Source organism: Streptomyces capillispiralis (assembly GCF_007829875.1).
Lineage (GTDB): Bacteria > Actinomycetota > Actinomycetes > Streptomycetales > Streptomycetaceae > Streptomyces > Streptomyces capillispiralis.
On the sequence record NZ_VIWV01000001.1, the window covers coordinates 7,672,514 to 7,692,517 of the forward strand.

Here is a 20,004-nt window from a genome sequence, read left to right on the forward strand (position 1 = left end):
GCCCGTCCAGGGCCGAAGGGCCGAAGGGGGTCCGGGCGCGGCCCGGGGACGGGAAGGGGCGGCGGGGGCGCAGAACCCTCTCAGGCCCCTCAGGCCACGGCGCCCGGCGTCGCCCGGCGTCGCTCCCGACGTGTGGGCCGCCCGCCCCACCCCGCCGGGAGGACACCGCTCACCCCTCCGGCGACTTCAGGGCGACCGCCGCCGCCCGAGCCGCCCGCCGCGCCAGCAGCGTCGTGGAGCGGCCGTCCAGGTACGGCAGGACCACCGCCTGACCGCCCCACGTCCGCAGCACCTCCGCCTCCGGCAGCGCCTGCACGGAGTAGTCGCCGCCCTTGACCCACACATCGGGCCGCAGCCGGCCCAGCACCGCCTCGGGCGTGTCCTCCTCGAAGACCACGACCGCGTCCACGCTGCCCAGCGCGGCCAGCACCCTGGCCCGGTCCGCCGCCGGGGTGAGCGGGCGGCCCGGGCCCTTGCGGCGGGTGACGGAGGCGTCGGAGTTGAGGCACACGATCAGACAGTCGCCGATCCGCCGGGCGCTCTCCAGCAGACCGACGTGCCCGGCGTGCACCAGGTCGAAGCAGCCGCCGGTGGCGACCACCGTGCCGCCGCGGGCCCGCACGGCCTCCGCCAGCTCGAACGCGTCGGCCGCCGGGCTCCGCGCGGGGCCGGGAACGGCCGGCGTGTGCCACAGGTCCGGGTTCCCCGCCCCGCCCGCCGCGACGAACGCGGCGGCCTCGGCGACCGCCCGCTGCAGGGCCTCCTCCGGCAGCAGCCCGTCGGCCAGCGCCGCGACGGTCGTCGCGGCGAAGCAGTCCCCGGCGCCGCACGGATCGCCGTCCGCCCGGAACGGCGCCGGGATCAGCATCGGCGTACCCCCTCCCGGCCGGGTCAGCAGCACCCCGCGCTCGCCGAGCGTCACGGCGACGCCCGCCGCCCGCCAGCGCTCCGCCAGCCGGGCGCCGCGCACGGCGAAGGCGCCCAGCGAGGAGCCCTCCGGCGCGGAACCGTCCGGCGGGGCCCCCGGCGCACCGGCGCACAGGGCGACCGCCTCGGCGGCGTTGGGCGTGACGATGCGCGCCCCCGGCACCGGCGGGTCGCCCTTGGGGTGCGGGTCCCACACCAGCGGGGTGTGGCGCGCCGCGTCCTCCAGAGGGGCGCGGACGGCCCCGGCCGTGTGCCGCCCGTAGTCCGCGACCAGGACGGCGTGCGCGCCCGCGAGCGCCTCGCGCACCGCGTCGTCCGGTTCGCCGGGCGTCCCGCCGCCCCGGTCGATGCGCACCACCGGCCGCCCGCCCGCCAGCACCCGCGTCTTCACCGGCAGCGTGCCGTGCAGCGGCAGCTCCAGCAGCCGGATCCGGCCGCTGAGCTCCCTGCGCACGGCCTCACTGGCCGGGTCGTCGCCGAGCGCGGTCACCAGGACCACGTCCCGGCCGCCGCGGGCCGCGAGCGCCGCGGCCAGCCCGGCCCCGCCCGGGTGCCGGCGGTCACCGGTGACGTCGACGACCGGGGCGGGCGCGTCCGGCGCCAGCCGCGTGGCCACCCCCTCGATGTCCTCGTCGAGCAGTACGTCGCCCACCACCACGAGCGGCTTCGGTCCGGTCATGTCACCCTCCCGGGTACGGCCGCCGCACGCCCCGCGACGGGAGCCACGGCGGCGTCGAAACACTCGCAGAGCAGGTGCACGGCGACGAGGTGCGTCTCCTGGACGGTCGCGGTGCTGCCCGCCTCCACGCACAGCGCCTCGTGGGCGGCTTCCGCCAGCGGGTTCGGGCCGGGGCCGGTCAGCGCCCACACCCTCAGCCCCGACCGTCTGGCCGCCACCGCCGCCGCGATCAGATTGGCGCTGCGGCCCGAGGTGGACAGCAGCATCAGGACGTCCCCGGCGCGCCCGTGGGCGTCCACCTGGCGGGCGTAGACGTGGTCGAATCCGTAGTCGTTGCCGATGGCGGTGACGCTGGAGGTCTCCGCGTGCAGGGCGAGCGCCGAATAGGCGCGCCGCTCCCGGCGGTAGCGGCCGACCAGTTCGGCGGTCAGGTGCTGGGCCTGGGCGGCGCTGCCGCCGTTCCCGGCGGCCAGCAGCCGTCCGCCGTCGGAGAGCACGGAGGCCAGCCGGTCGCCCCAGTCGGCGATCCGGGGCAGTCCGTGCCGGCGGAACCGGTCGAGGGCCTCCTGGAGGGACCGGCAGTGCAGCTGCGCGGCGTCGAGCGCGGGGTGTTCGTTCATCCTGTTCGGGCGCACCGCCTCGGTGAGGACGACGGCGGGACCCGCACCTCCTTCCCACATCGGTGGTCGGCGGCCGGTCACGGCCGGCGGGTCAGCCGGTCCCGGTCGCGGCGGGCGCCGCGTCGAGGACCTCGCAGTAGGCCGCCTCGGTGGCCGCGGCGATCCGCGGCCAGCCGTAGCGGCTGAGCACGCGGCGGCGGCCGGCCGCCCCGCACGCCCGGCGGGCCGCCGGATCGGCGAGCAGTCCGGCCACCGCCCGGGCCAGCGCCTCCGGGTCGCCCGGCGGCACCAGCCGGCCCGTGCCCGGGTCGGCGACCGTGTCGAGCTGGCCGCCGACCGCGCTGGCCACCACCGGACGGCCGCAGGCCATGGCCTCCAGCGGGACGATCCCGAAGGGCTCGTAGTCGGCGGGGCACAGCACCACGTCGGCGGAGCGCAGCAGCGCCGGCACCCGGCCGACGCCCACCCCGCCGGTGAACCGGACCCGGTCGGCGACCCCGGCGTCCCGCGCGACACCGCGCAGCCGACGCACCTCCGGGTCGTCGTCGAGGCGGTCGGCGGGCGGCCCGCCGACCAGCACCAGCTCGGTGCCGGGCAGCCGGGCCAGCGCGGCCACCGACACCGCGGCGCCCTTGCGCGGCACCAGCCGCCCCAGCTGCACCAGCCGGTGCCGGTACGGGCCGCCCGGCGCGACAGGTCCCACCGGCGTGAACCGCTCCGTGTCCACACCGCACGGCACGACACCGATCCGGTACGCCGGCACCCCCATCCGGGCCAGCTCTGCGACCTCGTCCCGGCAGGTGGCGATGACACGGTCGCAGCACCGCCCCACCTCGGTCTCGCAGCCGATCCGCTCCGGCGGACTGGTGTCGGCGAGCCGCTGGTGCCGGCGCTTCACCGTGCCCAGCGCGTGGAAGGTGTGCAGCAGCGGCAGCCCCAGCTCCCGGGCCGCCGACAGCGAGGCCAGGCCCGACATCCAGTAGTGCGAGTGGACCACGTCCGGGGTGCGCGCCCGCCACGCCCGGGCCAGCCCGCGCCCGAACTCGTCCATGTACGGCAGCAGCAGGTCCTTCGGTACCGGTTCCGGCGGACCCGCCGGCACGTGGTGCACCTCCACCCCTTCGCGCAGGACCACCCGGTCGGGCAGGTCGGGCGCGTCGCGGCGGGTGTGCACGGTGACGCGGTGGCCGCGGTCGGCGAGCGCCCCGGCCAGGGCGGCGACGTGGACGTTCTGACCGCCGGCGTCCACCCCGCCGAGTGCGGCGAGCGGGCTCGCGTGCTCGGAGACCAGCGCGATGTCCAGCACGCCCGGGGCGGCGCCGTCGCCGCCGAGCGGGCCGGCGGGCAGGGGACCGAGGCTCGGGGTCATGAGCACACCTCCGTGATCAGGCGTTCCCAGTCGTCCAGGAACCGTTTGAGCCCGTACCGTTCGAGGGCGGCCTGCCGGGCCCGTGCGCCGTCCGCGGCGGCCGCCGCGGGATCCGCCCGGTAGCGGCGGGCGGCCCGGGCGAGGACGTCCGGCCGGTTGGACACGGTGCCCGCACCGCCCGGCACCGCCTCCACCACCTCCGTGGTCGCCAGGGCCAGCACCGGCATGCCCAGGTGCATCGCCTCCAGCAGGGACAGCCCGAGGGAGGTCCACCGCACCGGGTGCAGGTACATCCGCCGGTCGGCCAGGGCGGCGTGCAGCTCGCGCTGCGGCAGGTCGGCCGTGCGGCACCGGTCCGGCGGCAGCCCCAGCCGGGCGGCCAGGCCGTCGGTGCCCATCCCGAACACGTCCAGCGGCACCGCCCCGGCGAGCGCGGGCAGCAGGTCCGTACCGGTGTACCGGCCGCGCCGCAGCGGCTCGTTGACGACGACGGCGGCCCGGTCCAGCCGGCCGGTGTACCGGTGGCCCGGGTCGACGATGCCGTGCTCGATCACCTCGGTACGGGTGCCGCCGCAGTCCCAGAACAGCCGGTTGAAGTGGGTGACGTGCACGATCGTCAGATCGGCGCGGTCGGCGAACGGGTGCCGGGTGTCCGGTACGTCGCCGTCCGGCGCGTTGTGTTCGAGGTACACGGCCGGTACGTCCCGGCCGGGGCGACGGCCGCCGAGCCAGCGCTCCGCGAGGGCGGCCTCGTGCGGCCGCTGCAGGACGACCAGGTCGACCGGTGTCCGCCGCAGCTGCTCCGGCGTCGCCTCGCGCACCGACGCGGGCCAGGAGAAGGTGCGGGCGCGTCCGAGGCCGTCCGGGCCGCGGTCCGGGGTCACGGGGACGACGTAGGTGTGCGGGCCCTGGACGAACGCCGTCGTCCAGGAGCCGTGCACGTGCCACAGCAGGATGTTCATACGGCCGCTCCTCGGTCCGTCCGCTTCCCCTGCCCCCGGCGCCGCCGCTCCGGCGCCGGACCGCCGGAGCGGCGCGCGGAGCGCGGCGGTGCGGCGCGGTGGACGAGCTGCCCGCGCAGCCAGTGCCAGGCGGCGGCCGGCGGGATGAGCGCGCTGGTCAGGGCCATCGTGACGACCTCGTCCCGGGTGCGCGGACCCGGCAGGATCCGGGCGAGGGCGAACTCCGTGGTTCCCGCCAGCCAGCCGACGGCACCGGCCGCCGCGACGGCCGGCCGGCCCGACAGCGCGCCGGCCACGGCCGCCAGACCGGCGGCCGTCACCGCGAGGTGCGCCGGCAGGCGTCCCCGGGGCGCCCCGGCCCGCCGCCACCAGCCGCGTCCGTGCAGCCGGGTCATCAGTACGTCGTCGGCGTTGCCCGCCTGGAGCCGTACCGAGACCCAGCGGCCGGCCTGCCGTACCGGGTGGGCGGTGGTGCGGCGGCCCTCGGACAGCGTCCAGCCCGCGTCGAGCACCCGCAGCGCCAGGTCCGCGTCCTCCCGGAAGGCCCTGCGGAACCGTTCGTCGAAGCCGCCGACGGCCTCCAGGGCCCGGCGGCGGTACGCCATGTCGGCGGTGATCCAGCGGGCGGCGGCCAGACCGGCGGTGGTGCGCTCCCAGTCGGTGGGCGGGCGGTCGGCGGGCAGGGGCACCTCGATCCGGGCGGTGATCCCGGCGGTGGCGACACCGGCCCCGGCGAGGTCGAGGGCGAGGTCGTCGGCCCAGGTGGGGCCCGGGACCACGTCGTCGTCGAGGAAGACGATCCACGGCACGTCCCCGGCGGCCCGCCACCCGGCGTTGCGCGCGGCGGCCGGTCCCCGCGCGCCGCCCGGTACGACGAGGGTGCGCGTGCGCAGGGACGGCGGGACGGCGGCGGTCAGCGGCGCCCCGGCGGGGTCCGGGCGGTCGTCGACCACCACGACCCTCGCCGGGCCGGGCCCGTCCGCCTCGGCCAGCGCCCGCAGGCACACGCCCAGAGTGGGCCGGCCGAGCGTCGGCACCACCACCGCGTACTCCCCGCCCGGGGCGGCGGGCCCGGTCACCGCAGGTCCTCGCCGTCGGCGTCGGAGCGCAAGAGCCCGCCGCGCCGGATCGCGTACGGGCCGATGGCCAGCAGGTCGACGGGGGACGAGCCGAAGCACTCCAGGGCGTCGCGCGGGTCGTCCACCATGGGCCGGCCCGCCGTGTTGAGGCTGGTGTTGACGACGACGGGCAGCCCGGTCAGCCGTTCGAACTCGCTGAGCATCCGCGCCACCAGGGGCTCGCGCGCCGGGTCGACCGTCTGGATGCGGGCGGTGCCGTCGACGTGCACCACGGCCGGGATCCGCTCCCGCCAGGCCGGGGCTACGTCGTGCACGAACAGCATGTACGGGCTGGGCAGCGGCCCGTCGAAGATCTCGGCGGCCCGGCCGGCGAGCACCATCGGCGCGACCGGCCGGAACTGCTCGCGGCCCTTGACGTCGTTGAGCCGCTCCAGATTGCCCGCGTGCCCGGGATGGGCCAGCAGCGAGCGGTGGCCGAGCGCCCGGGGACCGTACTCGCTGCGCCCCTGGAACCAGGCGACGATGCCGTTGTCTGCCAGGGCCCCGGCCACGGTGGCGGCGATGTCCGCCGGCCGTTCGAAGGGGACGGCGGCGGTCTTCAGCCACGCGCCCAGTTCCGCGTCGGACCAGTCCCGGCCGAGGTCGGCGCCGGTCATCGGCTCCGGTGCGTCGCCGGCGCCGGCGGACAGCAGCAGCGCGCCGCCCAGCGCGGTGCCCGCGTCACCGGCGGCCGGCTGCACCCACACCCGGGAGAACGGGCCCTCGCGGGCGATGCGGGAGTTGGCGACGCAGTTCAGGGCGACGCCCCCGGCGAGGGTGAGCACCCGGTCGTGGGTGCGGCCGTGCAGCCAGCGCACCAGGTCCAGTAGCGTCTCCTCCAGCACGGCCTGGGCGGCGGCGGCGACATCGGCGTGGTCCTGGGTCCACGGTTCGTCCGGTCCGCGCGGTGGGCACAGCTCCTGCCAGGGCACCCCGGTGGCGTGGAAGCCGCCGTCGCCCGTCGGGTACACGTACCGGCGCAGTTCGGGCAGCATCCGCGGGGTGCCGTGGGAGGCGAGGGCCATCACCTTGAACTCGTCGGAGGAGCGCAGGAAGCCGAGGTGCTCGGTGAGTTCCTCGTAGACCAGGCCGAGCGAGTGCGGGAGGTCCTGCGCGTACAGGGGTTCGAGCCGGTCGCGGACGCGGCGGGCGGCGAGGTGGGAGGCCCGCTCGCCCCGGCCGTCCAGCACGAGGACGGAGGAGTCGCCGGCGTCCGGTGCGGCGAAGGCACCGGAGGCGGCGTGCGCCATGTGGTGCGGTACGAAGCGGACGACGGCGGGGTCGAGACCGGGCAGCGCGGTGCGCAGGAAGCCGGGCGCCTCGCGCGCGTAGGTGAGCCGCAGGTGGTCCCAGGGGTCGTCCAGGCCCATCGCGTCGGCGGGGAGGGCGAGCGCCGGGTCGAAGGAGTAGGCGACCGCGTCGAGGTCCTGGGGACGCAGCCCGGCCCGCTTCAGACACCAGGCGGCGGCCCGCTCGGGCAGTTCCCAGGCGGAGAACGGCAGTGGCCGCTTTCCGTGCTTGCGCCGGGAGAAGCGTTCCTCCTCGGCGGCGGCGACGGTCCGCCCGTCGATCACCAGGGCGGCGGCGGGGTCGTGGAAGAGGGCGTTGATACCGAGGATGCGCATGGGCGGACGGGCCTTTCGCGGATCGGGGCGGCCGGCGGGGCCGCGGTGTCCTGGGCCGGAGGGGGAGGGCCGCGCTCAGTTTCCGGACGTGGCGCGGAACCAGGCGATCGTGCGGCGCAGTCCCTCCTCGGCGCCCACCCGGGGCTCCCAGCCGAGCTTGTCGCGGGCCAGCGTGATGTCCGGGCAGCGCACCGCCGGGTCGTCCACGGGGCGTTCGATGTAGCGGATCTCCGAGGCGGAACCGGTGAGTTCGACGACGAGCCGGGCCAGGTCCAGCATGGTGATCTCACCGGGGTTGCCGATGTTGACGGGGCCGCGCATGCCGTGGGCGGCCGCCGCGAGGATGCCGGTCACCGTGTCGTCGACGTAGCACAGCGACCGGGTCTGGCGGCCGTCCCCGGTCACGGTGAGCGGCTCGCCGGCCAGGGCCTGCCGGACGAAGGTCGGCACGGCGCGGCCGTCGTGGCCGCGCATCCGGGGGCCGTAGGTGTTGAACAGCCGCACGATGCAGGTGTCCGTGCCGTGGGCCTGCGCGTGGGCGGTGGTCAGCGCCTCGCCGAAGCGCTTGGCCTCGTCGTAGACGCTGCGCGGGCCGATCGGGTTGACGTTGCCCCAGTAGCGCTCGTCCTGCGGGTTCTGCTGGGGATCGCCGTACACCTCCGAGGTGGAGGCGAGGACGAAGCGGGCCTCGGCGGCCTGGGCGAGCCGCAGGGCGTTGCGGGTGCCGAGGCTGCCCGTCTCCATGGTGTGCAGCGGCAGCCGCAGGTAGTCGGCGGGGGAGGCGGGGGAGGCGAAGTGCAGCACGAGGTCGCAGGGCCGGTGGACCGGGAGCTCCTCGGCCACGTCGGCCTGGACGAGCGTGAATCCGGGCCGGTCGAGCAGTGCGGTGATGTTCTCCGGACGGCCGGTGCTGAAGTCGTCCACGCAGGTGACGGCGGCGCCCGCGTCCAGCAGGGCGGCGCACAGATGGGAGCCGACGAATCCCGCGCCGCCGGTGACGACGGCGTGCTCCCAGGTCCGGGATATGGCACTGGTCATGTCGCTCAGCCCTCCGTCGGAGGTGTCGGTAGGCGGGTCGGCACCCGGTCCTCGGCGCCGGGCCGAGGCCGTCGACCCCTCGATCAGCCTGGGCCGCGTCGGCGTACGGGGCACGGTCGCCTACTGCAAACCGGTGAATGACGGAGTGTGACATCGGTGCCGTGCACGCCGTTCGCGCAGGTCACAGGCGTGAGCGGACGGCACCTCGGCGCCGCGCGGGAACCACCGCGGGAGCCGGGCGGTCAGGGGACGAGCGTGGAGTCCGGGTCCAGGCGGGCGCGGAGGGCCGCGTGGTGGAGGGCGGCCACGGGGGCGAGGAGGTCGGGGTGGCGCAGCAGGGCCCCGGCGTGCCGGTCGAAGGGGCCGGGGGAGAGGAGGCGGCGGAACTCGGCGGGCGCGTGCCCGGTGAGCGCGGTCACCGCGGCGGACGCCAGCGCGGGATCGGTGAGCAGACAGGCGGCCCAGCTGGCCACGACCTCGTCGACCCAGGTGCGCCAGGGCTGCGCCTCGGCGTCCTCACCCGCGTCGGCGCCGGTGACCCAGTCCAGCCGCGCCGAACCGCCCGGGCCCGCGAGCCCCACCAGCGCGGCGTCCATCGCCGTCGGATACCGCAGCCGGGCCGCGGCCGTCACCGCCTGCCGCGCCTGCGCCTCGCACAGGGCCGCGGCCAGCGCCCCGCCGGGCGCGGGGAAGGACCGGGTCAGCCACTGCGCGGTCGCCGTGATGACCGGGGAGAGATCTGCTTGCACTGCGGGCCGTCCGAGCCGAGGGGGTGAGGGGACCGCACGGAACGGTAGTCCCCCGCGCGCCCGTCCCGGCGTGATCCGAACCTCCTTCGGCACGTGGTCTCGGACACACCCGGACGGGTACGGCGTCCGCTGCCCGGCGTGTCCCCGGGGGACCTCGGGGGCACCCGGCGGCCATGGACGTACTCAGCCGCCCCCTGATCGACCGCACCCTGCCGCTGCTGGCCGAGGGCTACGCCTGGCTGCCCAACCGGATGCGCGACCCGCCCGGGCCCGTGGTCCGCACCCGGATCCTCGGCCGCCCCGCGCTCGCCCTGGGGCCCCGCCGCTCAATCCCCCACGCACACCCGCCTGTTGTCGAGCAACCGGCCGCCACAGCGCTCGACCGGCGGGCGAACGCGTGCCGATGGGTGCTGAACCCGTGCTGCCCGGGCATGGGCCGAGGCGTCACCCATGTCGTCGTGCGTGCCGGTTCGACCGTCGTCGCACGGTGAAGACGCAGGCGAGGATGCCGAGGGCCCAGGCGATCAGGAGGGCACCCCACAGCGGCATGGTCACCATGGGAATGAGAAGGCGGATCTCGACACTCGAACGATTCTCGAAGATGAAGATCAGAGCGACCGCGGTAATCAGGACGAAGGGTATGAGGCGGCGCACGGCGGGGTGGGAAAGGAACGACCTGTGCGCCTTGTCTGTGCTTGCCTGGGTCATGAGGTGTCTCTCCATTTCATCGCCCCCCACGTCCAACGTCCCCTCGGGGTACGGTTCGCGCCGCTGAGGGGGCCGAACCCGCCGGGCGGCGCATACGTCCCGCTGCTCTCGCCGCCCCTACCCGGGGGCCCGTTCCTCCTGACGGGGCAGCGCCCGGCCCAGCGCCAGCCGGGCCACGCGCGGCCAGTCGGCCGCCGGCCCCCGAGCCCTCGATCTCCCGGGCCGGTGGTGTGGCACGCGGACCCGCAGGGCTCCGGGTGCGCTGCGGCACACCACGGGACAGGGCAGCTCGACGTACTCCCCGTCGATGCCGACCGGCGTGGTGGCGGTGCCGGTCTCGACGACGACCTCGTCGGCGGTGAGCCGGACGAGGCCGCCGGAGTGCGGTCGGCTCGCCAGCCGCGCCGCCTCCGCGGTGCTGCCGACCCGGACGCCCGCCACCCCCAGGAGTCCCCTGTCCAGCCGCTCCCTGCGTCCCGGGCGCGACACGTCAACGGCGCGTCCGTAGGGGTTGTTGCTGACGAGCAGTGCCCGGATACCGGCGAGGCGCTGTCCGTCGGCCGTCATGCGCAAGGCGGGTGCGTCGTCGCCGGTGAGCAGTCCGGGGAGGGTTTTCCAGGCCGTACGGGTTTTCGCGTCCCGGTAGGCGGGCTGATGGACGACGGACGCGTACGTGCCGAACGAGGCGTTGTTGACGAAGACGCGGTCCGCGGCATACCCCAGGTCGACGCGGAACTCCCTCCCTCCGGTCAGGGCTTCCAACGCCGCCACCGGATCGTCGCGGTCGAGGCCGAGGTCGAGGGCGAAGTGGTTGCGGGTGCCGGCCGGGATCACCGCGAACGGCACGTCGTGGTGGGCGGCGACGTCGGCGACCAGGGCCTGGGTGCCGTCGCCGCCCGCCACCCCCAGCAGGTCCGCTCCGTCGGCAACGGCCTGGCGGGCCAGCGCGGTGACGTCCTGGCCGGGACCGAGCACGTGCACACGGCAGCCCGCGGCCCGTGCCCTGTCCACCAGGCGGAACCGGTCCACCTTGCCGCCACCGGACCGGCGGTTCATGAGCACCCAGGGGTGGTGGGGCGCTGCGGCGGCCTCTTCCGAGGTGGTGGGAGCGGGGGCCAACGCCCAGCGTGCGGCGACGACGGCCAGTACCAGGAGGCCGAACGACAGCAGGGCGGGACCCAGCAGCTCGGTCGCGGCGTAGAGCGCGAGGACGGTGACCGGCGCGGCCACGGAAAGAGCTGTTCCGACGATGCGGGCGACACCGGTGTGTGCCAGTGCCCACCACACGCCGACGGCGGTGAGCGCGAGTCCCGCGACGCCGACCAGGACCCACAGCACGCTGCGCAGACCGGCTGCGGCGAGTGGCGTCAGCACGCCGCCCAGCAGGAGCACCATGGCGACGCGGGCGTACGCGGCACCGTGGCCGCCCCGCCCGCCCGCCGCTCGCGGTGCGCTCGGCTCGTCGCCTCGTGATCCCACCCGTCGGCCCATCGTCTCTGCCTCGCCCCTACCGCGACTGGCGTTCCCCCGACAGGTCGTACAGGTCGCCGTCGCGCTGCACCACGCACAGGGCCCAGATGATGAAGCCCGAAATGGTGATCATGACGACGGACCACACCGGGTAGTACGGCAGGGAGAGGAAGTTGGCGATGATCACCAGACCGGCGATGGCGACCCCGGTGACACGCGCCCATACCGCGGTCTTGAGCAGCCCGGCGCTGACGGCCATGGCGAGTGCGCCCAGAACGAGGTGGATCCAGCCCCAGCTGGTGAGGTCGAACTCGAAGACGTAGCTGGGCGTGGTGACGAAGACGTCGTCCTCGGCGATGGCCATGATGCCCCGGAAGAGGGTGAGCAGACCGGCGAGGAAGAGCATCACCGCCGCGAAGGCGGTCAGACCGGTCGCCCATTCCTGCCTCGCGGTGGGTACCGGGCGGGTGTGTGTCGCGGTCATCTCGGACCTCATTTCGTGGGATGCGGGTGTTTCAGCGAGCGGAGACGCCGGTGCCTGCGGTGTCCGCGCGTCCTGCGGGGCCGTGACCGGACAGGACCAGGTCCTTGGCCCTGCGGAACTCCTCGTCCGTGATGGCACCCCGGTCCCGGATCTCGGAGAGCCGGGCCAGCTCGTCGACGCTGCTGGACCCGCCGGCCGCGGCTTTCCTGATGTAGGCGTTGAACTCCTCCTGCTGCGCACGGGCCTGGGCCCGCTCCCGGTGCCCCATGTTCCTGCCGCGGGCGATCACGTAGACGAACACGCCGAGGAAGGGCAGGAGGACGCAGAACACCAGCCAGCCGGCCTTCGCCCAGCCGCTCAGTCCGTCGTCCCGGAAGATGTCGGTGACGATGCGGAAGAGCAGGACGATCCACATGATCCACAAGAAGATCATCAACATGGTCCAGAAGGCGCCCAGCAGCGGATAGTCGTACGCCAGGTAGGTCCGTGCGCTCATGTCCGTCCTCCGTCCCGGGCGTGCCCGGCCGTCGTCGCGTACTGACCTCAGGGTGGTCACGGGGCTCACCGTCCGGCATCACCCGGCACGGGTGAGTGTGGCGCCGCGGCCGGTCGGCGGTCAGGCCGTGGCGGCGGACGTGCCTGCTTCCGGGGGCGTGCCCCGCGCACCGTGGACCGCCGGCCCAGGGCGACCACCACCTCGGGCGGCCCGAGTGGGTACCGAGGGCCGGGGTCACCCGTCAGGGGTGATCCCGGCCTTCCGGCGGGGCAGTGAGGTGGGATCCGGGAACACTCGCCCACCGGGCCCGGATGAGACGAAGAGACGTGAGATGAGCGAAACGACCTCGGGAGGCGGCACGGGCCGCACCTCGTCAGGAGCGCCCCCACCTGCCGGGCTCCGTTCTCGCCGCGGCGCCGCGGCGGTCGCCGTCGCGCGTGCTCTGTCCGTCGCCGTCGGGCTCGTCACCGCCTACTACCTGTTGCCCCTGGACGAGCGGCTCTCGGCCGGCACGTCGGTGCTGTTGGTGTGCGGCCTGCTCGCGGTCCTCCTGGTGTTCCGCTGGGAAGTGCGGGCCGTTGCGCGTTCCCCTCATCCGCGTCTGAGGGCCGTCGAGGGCCTGGCCGCGACGCTGGTGCTCTTCCTGGTCCTCTTCGCCGGCTCCTACTACCTGCTGGACCGCTCCGCGCCCGGCTCCTTCAGCGAGTCGCTGGACAGGACGGACGCGCTGTACTTCGCCCTGACCACGTTCTGCACCGTCGGCTTCGGCGACATCGCGGCCCGCTCCCAGACGGGGCGGGTGCTCACGATGGTGCAGATGGCGGGAGGGCTGCTGCTCGTCGGTGTCGCCGCCCGGGTGCTGGCGAGCGCGGTGCAGGCAGGGCTGGACCGACAGCGCCGGGAGCCGACGGCTCCGCCGCGCTCCGGTGCCGGGCCAGGGGAAGAACCGGAGGCCGGACCATGACGACACCCACTGCCTTCACCGCCTCGCTGCCGCCCGCGGAGCGGGCCGCGTACGGCAGGAAGGCCCGCGAGCGGGCCCCCCGTTCGTGCCACGGCTGGTACGAGGCGGGGCAACGGCGGGACGACCCGGTAGGCCTGCTGGAGCGCCAGTCCGGCGAGCGCGTACCGGCACTGGTGCCGATCCGCTACGGCCGCATGCTGGAGTCGCCGTTCCGTTTCTACCGCGGCGCGGCAGCGGTCATGGCGGCCGACCTGGCTCCTCTGCCCAGCAGCGGACTCCAGGTACAGCTGTGCGGGGACGCGCATCCGATGAACTTCCGGCTCCTGGCCTCACCGGAGCGCCGCCTGGTCTTCGACATCAACGACTTCGACGAGACCCTGCCCGGCCCCTTCGAGTGGGACGTCAAACGGCTGGCGGCCGGTTTCGTGATCGCGGCCCGGGCGAACGGCTTCTCGGCCAAGGAGCAGAACCGCACCGTACGGGCTTGCGTGCGGGCCTACCGGGAGCGTATGCGGGAGTTCGCCGGCATGCCGGCCCTGGACATCTGGTACGCCCAGGACGACGCGGACCACGTGGGGCAACTCCTGGCGGCGGAGGCCGAGGAGGAGGCCGGGCACCGGCTCAGGGACGCGGCCGCGAAAGCCCGTACACGGACGCACTCGCGGGCGTTCGCCAAACTCACCCGTGTCACGGCCGAGGGCCGGCGTATCGCACCGGACCCGCCGCTGATCACCCCGCTCGGTGACCTGCTGGCCGACCCGTCCGAGGCACGCCGGGAGGAGGAACTGCGGTCCCTCGTGAACGGCTACGCGAGGACCCTGCAGCCCGAGCGCCGGCACCTGCTGCGCCACTACCGGCTCGTGGACATGGCCCGCAAGGTGGTCGGCGTGGGCAGCGTGGGCACCCGCTGCTGGGTACTGCTCCTGCTCGGCAGGGACGACGACGACCCGCTGCTGCTCCAGGCCAAGGAAGCCTCGGAATCGGTGCTGGCCCCCCACACGGGCGGCGAACGCCACGACAACCAGGGCCGCAGGGTCGTGACCGGCCAGCGGCTGATCCAGACCACCAGCGACATCTTCCTGGGCTGGACGCACGTCACAGGTCTCGACGGAAAGGGCCGGGATTTCTACGTGCGCCAGTTGTGGGACTGGAAGGGCATCGCACGGCCGGAGACCATGGGCCCCGGCCTGCTCTCCCTCTTCGCCCGGCTGTGCGGGGCCTGCCTGGCGAGGGCCCACGCCCGCTCCGGCGACCCCGTCGCGCTCGCCGCGTACCTGGGTGGCGGCGACCGCTTCGACCGCGCGCTCGCCGAGTTCGCCCAGTCCTACGCCGACCAGAACGAACGCGACCACGAAGCCCTGGCGGCGGCCTGCCGCTCCGACCGGATCACGGCCGCCCGGCTCTGAGGCAGGCCCGGGAGCGAGGAGCCGGCCGGCGCACACCGTCGCGTCGGCGTCATTCCGGAAGCTGCCGCATCTCCATGACGCGCAGGCCAAGGGACTGGCAGCGTGTGAGCAGCCCGAAGAGCTGGGCCTCGTCGATCACCGTTCCGAACAGGACGGTCTGGCCGGACATGACGACGTGCTTCAGCTCCGGGAACGCGTTGGCCAGCGTCTCCGACAGATGTCCCTCGATTCGGATCTCGTAGCGCACGAGCGGTCCTTCCACGGGACGGGCTCGGGACACCGTCCGGGGCTCCGGGGGCGGACGGTGCTCCCTGCGACGATACTGCGCCGCTTCGCCGGCCGGCGCCCTCACCCGGTACAGGTGACTCCGGTTCGCGCTGCCGGTGCTCAGTGCGTCAATGCGATCTTGACGAGGACGATCGCCAGACCGAGCAGTACGTTGACGGTCGCGGTGGTGCATACCAGTCGGCGTGAGGCGCCCGCGCGGTGTGCCGCCGCGACGGACCAGCCCACCTGTCCGGCGACGGCCACGGACAGCGCCAGCCACAGGGCGCCTTGGACCTCCAGCCCCAGCACCGGGCTGACGGCGATCGCCGCGGCCGGAGGTGCGGCGGCCTTGACGATCGGCCACTCGTCGCGGCACACACGCAGGATCACCCGCCGGTCCGGAGTGCGCCGCGCGAGGCGCGCTCCGAACAACTCGGCGTGCACGTGGGCGGCCCAGAACACCAGGCTGGTGAGCAACAGCAGCAGAACCAGTTCGGCGCGGGGGAACGATCCCAGGGTGCCGGCGCCGATCACGACGGAGGCCGCGAGCATGGAGCCGTAGACACCGCCGGTGTAGTCCGTGCGGGCCCGGTGTGTGGCCCGCCGCTCCCGCCGGTCCGTGGACCGTCCCGTCCCGGTCTCGCCTGCGGTCATCTGTGTCTCCTCCGCGCTCAGCCTGTCCGCCCGGTCGGTCCGGTTGTCCGGTGCCCGGCGCCGGGCCCGGCACGGGGCTCGGGTTCGGGCGCGGCACGGGGCTCGGGTTCCGGTTCGGACGGGCGCCCTGTCCGGTCGGTCGGAAGACGCGCGGTGAGGAGAAAACTCGCGAGCGCGACGCCGCCCGTGGCCAGGATCGCCGCCTTCAGCCCGTCCAGTTGGGCGGTGGCATAGGAGTCCGCCACGGCGTCGACCTCGGACGGCGGCAGCCCGGCCTCCTCGGCCGCGGCACGCACCTGCTCGGTCGGGACGAAGGTGACGCCGGCCTCCAGACGGACCCCGACCTGCTCGCGAGCGGCCCGGGACAGCCGCGGGTCGTCCTCGACCTGGGTGGTGAAGGCACCTGCCAGCGCCCCGACCAGGATCGAGCCGATGAGCGCGGTGCCCAGCGCCGAGCCCAGATTCTGGGCCGTGAACTGCAGCCCTCCGGCCTCACCGCGCTCGGCCTCGCCGACACCGGACTGCACGACGTTGCCGAGCTGCGAGGCGAGCAGACCGACGCCCACGCCCAGCACGGCCATCGCCCCGGCGAACTGGGCGTCGTCGATGACCGGGTCGATCGTGGCCAGCAGCCACACCACGGCCGCCGCCAGAATCACCAGGGCCAGCCGCACCACCCGGCGCGGTCCCATCCTGTGCCCCAGCGCGGACCCGCACAGGGAGGTCACCAGCATGGCGGCCGAAACCGGCAGCAGGCGCAGCCCCGTCTGGAAGGCGTCGAAGCCCTGCACCACCTGGAGGTAGAGCGGAATGGCGAAGAACAGGCCAAGGAGGATGAGGTTCTGGCTCAGCAGCGTCGTCAGGCCGGCCCGCAGCACGGGCCTGCCCAGCAGGGCCAGGTGCACCAGGGGGTCGGAGCCCCGGGCCTCCCGCCGCCGTTCCCAGCCCCTGAACAGGGTCAGCACGGCGACTCCTGCCCCGACGATGAAGAGGGTGGGGGAGAAGCCCAGGACGGTGAAGGGAGGGGTGCGGGGCTCGACCCAGCCCCAGGTGCTGCTCTGCAGCACCCCGAGCACGCCCAGCCCCAGCCCGGTGGCGGAGAGCACCGCGCCGCCCCCGTCCAGCCGGGGGCGCTGCGCGGCCGGGGCGGGCGTCGCGATCACCCGCCGGCACAGCAGCACGGCCACGACGACGAGTACCTCACCGGCGAAGACCAGCCGCCAGGTGAGGTAGGTCGTCATCCAGCCGCCCAGCAGTGGGCCGACCGCGATCCCGGCGCCGGCGAGCCCGCCGATGACCGCGTAGGCGACGGCCCGGTCCCGTCCGCGGTACGACTGCGCGACCAGCGCCGCCATGGCCGGCAGCACCATGGCGGCCCCGAGCCCCTCGACGACGGACCAGCCCAGGGTGAGGACCCACAGCGTGGGCGCCAGAGCGGTCACGGCCGAGCCGACCCCGTACACGGTCAGTCCCGCGAGGAACAAGCGGCGCCGGCCAAGGATGTCCCCGAGCCTGCCGCCGATGAGCATGAAAGCGGCCATGACCAGCGCGTACAGGGTGATGACGGCCTGGATGGCGGTGACCTCCGTGTCGAAGTCCTCGACCAACTGGCTGATCGACACGTTCATCACGGAGGTGTCCAGCACCATCAGGAACTGGGCCGTACCGAGGACTGCCAGGGCCCGCCACTGCTTCACGTCGTCCCACCTCGCCGAGTCGGACCGTGCGCCGCGGCACGGTCCTCCCATCGCACCCCGGCGGTGGCGCCGCGTGCCTCACCCCTCGCGGGGGAGGTCACAGGAGGCCGAGGTCGGACGCCCGGCGTACCGCGTCACCGCGCCGGTTCACCGCCAGCTTCCGGTAGGCGCTCTTGAGATGGGTCTTCACGGTGTTGACCGACACGTACAGGTCGGCGGCGATCTCCTCCGTGGACATCATGCGGGCCAGCCGGCGCAGCACATCACGTTCGCGTCCGCTCAGCTCCACCGGCACCAGGAGCGCGGGCTCGGGCCGCACGGGCTCGCCGTGCGCTCCTGGCCGGCCGGACAGGAGCCAGCCCGCGGCGAGTTCGTGCAGTGGGGCCGTGGCCAGCAGTGGCTTGATCCAGTCTCCCGCCTGGCGGAAAGGGCGCCGCAGACGCTCGCGCCGGGCGTCGAGAAGGGCACGCGCGACGAGCCTGCGGGCGGTGACCGTGTCGCCCGACTCCTGCGCCGCCCGGGCCTGCACCAGCGCCGCCCCCACGCTCACCGCGGGGCCGGTGCGTCCCTCGGCGCGCACGGCGCCGAGCAGTTCGGCCGCCGCACGGGGACGCCCCGCGGCGGCCTGGATCGCCGCCGCTTCCACGGCGCACGGCGGTTGGCCGGCGGAGACGCCGTGGAGGAGTCGCACGGCTTCGTCCGGCCGTCCGTCGACGAGGCAGGCGGCAGAGCGGACGACCGCCGTGTGACTCTCCGCCCAGGGGGACGGCACCGCCGCGGACACGGCCGGCTCCGCCGCCTCGGCAGCGGCGTGTGTCTCACCGTCGTCGAGGAGAAGGCGTGAGACGGCGAGGGCCCGCCCCGCCGTCGGCACCGGATCGTGCTCTCGCGCCGGGAACCGGGCCGTCTCGGCGAGCAGGACCCGGGCTCGGCCCAGTTCCTGTCGGTCCACGGCCACCGCAGCCAGGACCAGGCGGCCGAGGCCCGCGCCGGGAGGCCGGCGCAGACCCGCCCGCTCTGCCTCGGACACCGCGGCCAGAGCCCTGCGTTCCGCCCGGCCGAGCCAGCCGTTCAGGTAGTCGAGCAGGGCCAGGTGCCCCATCGACTCCACCCGGGGCAGGACGGTGGCGGATCCCCCCGGGGCACCGGCCACACGGGTCAGCACGGCACGCGCGTCGTCGAAGCGTCCTTCCCACAGACGGGCCGAGCCCACATGTGTCAGCAGCAAGGCGGTCAGTTCCGGATGCTCGTCCAGCAGATGGTCCGGCAGGTCCCGACGCAGTTCCTCGGCCGTCGCGGCGGCCTGCTCGGCCCGTGGCGGGCATCCGGTGAGCCGGGCCGCGAGCGTCTCCAACAGCGTGCAGCTCAGCCGGGCCGCCGCCAGGCGGGGAGAATCCTCGGTTCCGGAAAGCTGTTCCTGGGCCCGTCGCAGCCTGCCCAGACCGTGATCGAGGTCGCTTCGGTCCAATGCCCTGGCCGCCCGCACGAGGTCGCTCGCCGGGCTCCTTGTTTCGGGCCCCATGCCGGCGAAGAGCTGGGTCAGGGCGTCCGAGTGGAGGCCCGTGAAGAGCTGCCCGATCGCGAGGTCGTCGACGAGCGCGCCGGCGGCCAGATCGAAGTCGCCGCCCGCGACTCCATGGGCGAGCGTCTCCGGGAGGAAGCCGGAACGGCGCAGCCATCGCGCGGCTCGCAGGTGCAGCTCCGCTTCCGCACCGGGCATGCGTTCGCGCAGGTGGGCCCGGAGTATCTCCCGGAAGAGCGGGTGCAGCCGGTACCAGGAGTGTCCCAGCCGCTCGATGAACGCGTTCTCCCGGTGCAGCCCGGCGAGGAGGCGTTCGGCGTCCGTCCGCAGCGTCAGGGCGTCGGCCAAGTCCGGGCAGAAGCGGTCCAGGACGCTGACCCGCAGCAGCAGGTCCTGCATCTCCTCTGTCCTTCCCTTCAGGACCTCCGCGATCAGGAAGTCCGCGACCGTGCTGTGGCCCGCCTCGAACTCCTTCAGGTACTGCTCGGGGTCGGTGGCCTCCCGGGCCGCCAGGGCGGACAGCCGCAGCCCGGCGGCCCAGCCCCGGGTGCGGTCCACCAGAGCGGAAGCGGCGTGCGCGGAAAGGCGCAGTCCGTGCAGCCGCAGCAGCGCGTCGGCTTCTTCCGGGGTGAAGGACAGCTCGGCGCCGCGGATCTCGGTCAGTTCGTCGGCGGCCCGGTAGCGGTGCAGCGGGAGCAGCGGCTCGGTCCGGGTGACGAGCACAAGGCGCAGCCCCTGTCCGGCGTGGCGCAGGACGAACTCCAGTTGCTCCGCGACCTCGGCGGCGGTCATCCGGTCGTACTCGTCGAGCACGAGGACCACAGGACAGTCGCGGGCGTTCAGCTCGGTGGCGAGCGAGGCCAGCAGCCCGCGTCCCACGCCGCTCGCGTCCGCAGGCGCCCCGGCGGCGCCGTCCACCCGCGCCCCGCACACGCGCAGGGACTCGAAGACGTACGCCCAGAAGACACCGGGCCGGTGATCTTCGGCCTCGACGGTCAACCAGGCGACCGGCAGCCGCAGTCCCGCGGCCCAGTCGGCCGTCAGCAGTGTCTTGCCGGCACCGGCCGAACCGTTGACCAGCGTCAGCGGTGTGCGCAGAGCCTGATCCAGATGCACGACGAGCCGCTGCCGCCGCAAGAAGGTGGCAGGCCGGGAGGGAAGGGTGAACCGCGTCCGCAGGTACGGATCGCCCAGCGGGTCGGTGCCTCCGTCAGCCGGTGCCCGGGCCGTGCCGTCGGCCGTGCCCACG

At 74.8% G+C, this 20,004-nt stretch carries 18 protein-coding genes and 1 pseudogene; 3 read left to right on the plus strand and 16 right to left on the minus strand.

The window, feature by feature from the left end; genetic code table 11:
* Positions 1-169: 169 nt before the first annotated feature.
* From rfaE2 to FHX78_RS33585, 8 genes are all read right to left on the minus strand, one after another.
* On the minus strand, positions 170-1,606 hold the full coding sequence (gene rfaE2 / locus FHX78_RS33550) for a D-glycero-beta-D-manno-heptose 1-phosphate adenylyltransferase (protein WP_145871101.1): 1,437 nt from the start codon (positions 1,604-1,606) through the stop codon (positions 170-172).
* Positions 1,603-2,226 carry a D-sedoheptulose-7-phosphate isomerase gene (locus FHX78_RS33555; RefSeq protein WP_145871102.1) on the minus strand — a complete coding sequence of 208 codons (624 nt, stop codon included), beginning with the start codon at positions 2,224-2,226 and terminating at the stop codon, positions 1,603-1,605. Before FHX78_RS33555 ends, rfaE2 begins: the two co-directional genes overlap by 4 nt.
* A 91-nt stretch (positions 2,227-2,317) precedes the next feature.
* Entirely contained in the window at positions 2,318-3,595 is a 1,278-nt protein-coding gene (locus FHX78_RS33560; protein WP_145871103.1) for a glycosyltransferase, read from the minus strand.
* Positions 3,592-4,557 carry a glycosyltransferase gene (locus FHX78_RS33565; RefSeq protein WP_145871104.1) on the minus strand — a complete coding sequence of 322 codons (966 nt, stop codon included), beginning with the start codon at positions 4,555-4,557 and terminating at the stop codon, positions 3,592-3,594. The genes FHX78_RS33560 and FHX78_RS33565 overlap by 4 nt, the downstream gene beginning before the upstream one ends.
* Positions 4,554-5,636 carry a glycosyltransferase family 2 protein gene (locus tag FHX78_RS33570; protein ID WP_145871105.1) on the minus strand — a complete coding sequence of 361 codons (1,083 nt, stop codon included), beginning with the start codon at positions 5,634-5,636 and terminating at the stop codon, positions 4,554-4,556. Before FHX78_RS33570 ends, FHX78_RS33565 begins: the two co-directional genes overlap by 4 nt.
* Positions 5,633-7,300 (minus strand): carbamoyltransferase family protein, encoded by a 1,668-nt coding sequence (locus tag FHX78_RS33575; RefSeq protein ID WP_145871106.1) that lies wholly within the window; start codon positions 7,298-7,300, stop codon positions 5,633-5,635. Before FHX78_RS33575 ends, FHX78_RS33570 begins: the two co-directional genes overlap by 4 nt.
* A 75-nt stretch (positions 7,301-7,375) precedes the next feature.
* Positions 7,376-8,338 carry an NAD-dependent epimerase/dehydratase family protein gene (locus FHX78_RS33580; protein WP_145871107.1) on the minus strand — a complete coding sequence of 321 codons (963 nt, stop codon included), beginning with the start codon at positions 8,336-8,338 and terminating at the stop codon, positions 7,376-7,378.
* A gap of 242 nt (positions 8,339-8,580) precedes the next feature.
* Positions 8,581-9,087 carry a hypothetical protein gene (locus FHX78_RS33585; protein WP_145871108.1) on the minus strand — a complete coding sequence of 169 codons (507 nt, stop codon included), beginning with the start codon at positions 9,085-9,087 and terminating at the stop codon, positions 8,581-8,583.
* A gap of 173 nt (positions 9,088-9,260) precedes the next feature.
* On the opposite strand from FHX78_RS33585, the pseudogene FHX78_RS33590 reads away from it, so the two are divergent.
* A pseudogene (locus FHX78_RS33590) lies at positions 9,261-9,407 on the plus strand (cytochrome P450); the annotation flags it as partial.
* A 124-nt stretch (positions 9,408-9,531) separates the two neighbouring features.
* On the opposite strand, the gene FHX78_RS33595 reads toward FHX78_RS33590, so the two are convergent.
* The 4 genes from FHX78_RS33595 to FHX78_RS33610 all read right to left on the minus strand — a co-directional run bounded on the left by FHX78_RS33595 (position 9,532) and on the right by FHX78_RS33610 (position 12,245).
* Entirely contained in the window at positions 9,532-9,795 is a 264-nt protein-coding gene (locus FHX78_RS33595; RefSeq protein ID WP_145871109.1) for a hypothetical protein, read from the minus strand.
* Positions 9,796-9,912: 117 nt separating this feature from the next.
* Positions 9,913-11,190, minus strand: coding sequence for a diacylglycerol/lipid kinase family protein (locus FHX78_RS33600; RefSeq protein ID WP_229924219.1), 1,278 nt, complete (start codon positions 11,188-11,190; stop codon positions 9,913-9,915).
* 112 nt (positions 11,191-11,302) lie between these two features.
* Positions 11,303-11,749: a DUF7144 family membrane protein gene (locus FHX78_RS33605; RefSeq protein WP_145871111.1), complete on the minus strand. Its 447-nt coding sequence runs from the start codon at positions 11,747-11,749 to the stop codon at positions 11,303-11,305.
* A 31-nt stretch (positions 11,750-11,780) separates the two neighbouring features.
* A complete protein-coding gene (locus FHX78_RS33610; RefSeq protein WP_145871112.1) occupies positions 11,781-12,245 on the minus strand; it encodes an SHOCT domain-containing protein in 465 nt (154 codons plus the stop codon).
* Positions 12,246-12,576: 331 nt separating this feature from the next.
* On the opposite strand from FHX78_RS33610, the gene FHX78_RS33615 reads away from it, so the two are divergent.
* Positions 12,577-13,209 (plus strand): potassium channel family protein, encoded by a 633-nt coding sequence (locus FHX78_RS33615; RefSeq protein WP_145871113.1) that lies wholly within the window; start codon positions 12,577-12,579, stop codon positions 13,207-13,209.
* Complete coding sequence (locus FHX78_RS33620; protein WP_145871114.1) at positions 13,206-14,615, plus strand: DUF2252 domain-containing protein; 1,410 nt, start codon at positions 13,206-13,208, stop codon at positions 14,613-14,615. The genes FHX78_RS33615 and FHX78_RS33620 overlap by 4 nt, the downstream gene beginning before the upstream one ends.
* A 49-nt stretch (positions 14,616-14,664) precedes the next feature.
* Here FHX78_RS33620 and FHX78_RS33625 read toward each other — a convergent pair whose 3' ends face one another.
* The 4 genes from FHX78_RS33625 to FHX78_RS33640 form a co-directional block, all read right to left on the minus strand.
* Positions 14,665-14,862, minus strand: coding sequence for a hypothetical protein (locus FHX78_RS33625; protein WP_145871115.1), 198 nt, complete (start codon positions 14,860-14,862; stop codon positions 14,665-14,667).
* A 140-nt stretch (positions 14,863-15,002) separates the two neighbouring features.
* Entirely contained in the window at positions 15,003-15,536 is a 534-nt protein-coding gene (locus FHX78_RS33630; protein WP_145871116.1) for a hypothetical protein, read from the minus strand.
* A gap of 17 nt (positions 15,537-15,553) precedes the next feature.
* On the minus strand, positions 15,554-17,233 hold the full coding sequence (locus FHX78_RS33635; RefSeq protein ID WP_145871117.1) for an MFS transporter: 1,680 nt from the start codon (positions 17,231-17,233) through the stop codon (positions 15,554-15,556).
* 97 nt (positions 17,234-17,330) lie between these two features.
* Positions 17,331-20,003 (minus strand): winged helix-turn-helix domain-containing protein, encoded by a 2,673-nt coding sequence (locus FHX78_RS33640; RefSeq protein WP_145871118.1) that lies wholly within the window; start codon positions 20,001-20,003, stop codon positions 17,331-17,333.
* Position 20,004: the final 1 nt, after the last annotated feature.

What these genes read in the sequence shown, in the direction of transcription:
- rfaE2 (WP_145871101.1), bottom strand. Translation starts at nt 1,606, where the DNA reads ATGACCGGACCGAAGCCGCTCGTGGTGGTGGGCGACGTACTGCTCGAC.
- FHX78_RS33555 (WP_145871102.1), bottom strand. Translation starts at nt 2,226, where the DNA reads ATGAACGAACACCCCGCGCTCGACGCCGCGCAGCTGCACTGCCGGTCC.
- FHX78_RS33560 (WP_145871103.1), bottom strand. Translation starts at nt 3,595, where the DNA reads ATGACCCCGAGCCTCGGTCCCCTGCCCGCCGGCCCGCTCGGCGGCGAC.
- FHX78_RS33565 (WP_145871104.1), bottom strand. Translation starts at nt 4,557, where the DNA reads ATGAACATCCTGCTGTGGCACGTGCACGGCTCCTGGACGACGGCGTTC.
- FHX78_RS33575 (WP_145871106.1), bottom strand. Translation starts at nt 7,300, where the DNA reads ATGCGCATCCTCGGTATCAACGCCCTCTTCCACGACCCCGCCGCCGCC.
- FHX78_RS33580 (WP_145871107.1), bottom strand. Translation starts at nt 8,338, where the DNA reads ATGACCAGTGCCATATCCCGGACCTGGGAGCACGCCGTCGTCACCGGC.
- FHX78_RS33595 (WP_145871109.1), bottom strand. Translation starts at nt 9,795, where the DNA reads ATGACCCAGGCAAGCACAGACAAGGCGCACAGGTCGTTCCTTTCCCAC.
- FHX78_RS33600 (WP_229924219.1), bottom strand. Translation starts at nt 11,190, where the DNA reads ATGGTGCTCCTGCTGGGCGGCGTGCTGACGCCACTCGCCGCAGCCGGT.
- FHX78_RS33605 (WP_145871111.1), bottom strand. Translation starts at nt 11,749, where the DNA reads ATGACCGCGACACACACCCGCCCGGTACCCACCGCGAGGCAGGAATGG.
- FHX78_RS33610 (WP_145871112.1), bottom strand. Translation starts at nt 12,245, where the DNA reads ATGAGCGCACGGACCTACCTGGCGTACGACTATCCGCTGCTGGGCGCC.
- FHX78_RS33615 (WP_145871113.1), top strand. Translation starts at nt 12,577, where the DNA reads ATGAGCGAAACGACCTCGGGAGGCGGCACGGGCCGCACCTCGTCAGGA.
- FHX78_RS33620 (WP_145871114.1), top strand. Translation starts at nt 13,206, where the DNA reads ATGACGACACCCACTGCCTTCACCGCCTCGCTGCCGCCCGCGGAGCGG.
- FHX78_RS33630 (WP_145871116.1), bottom strand. Translation starts at nt 15,536, where the DNA reads ATGACCGCAGGCGAGACCGGGACGGGACGGTCCACGGACCGGCGGGAG.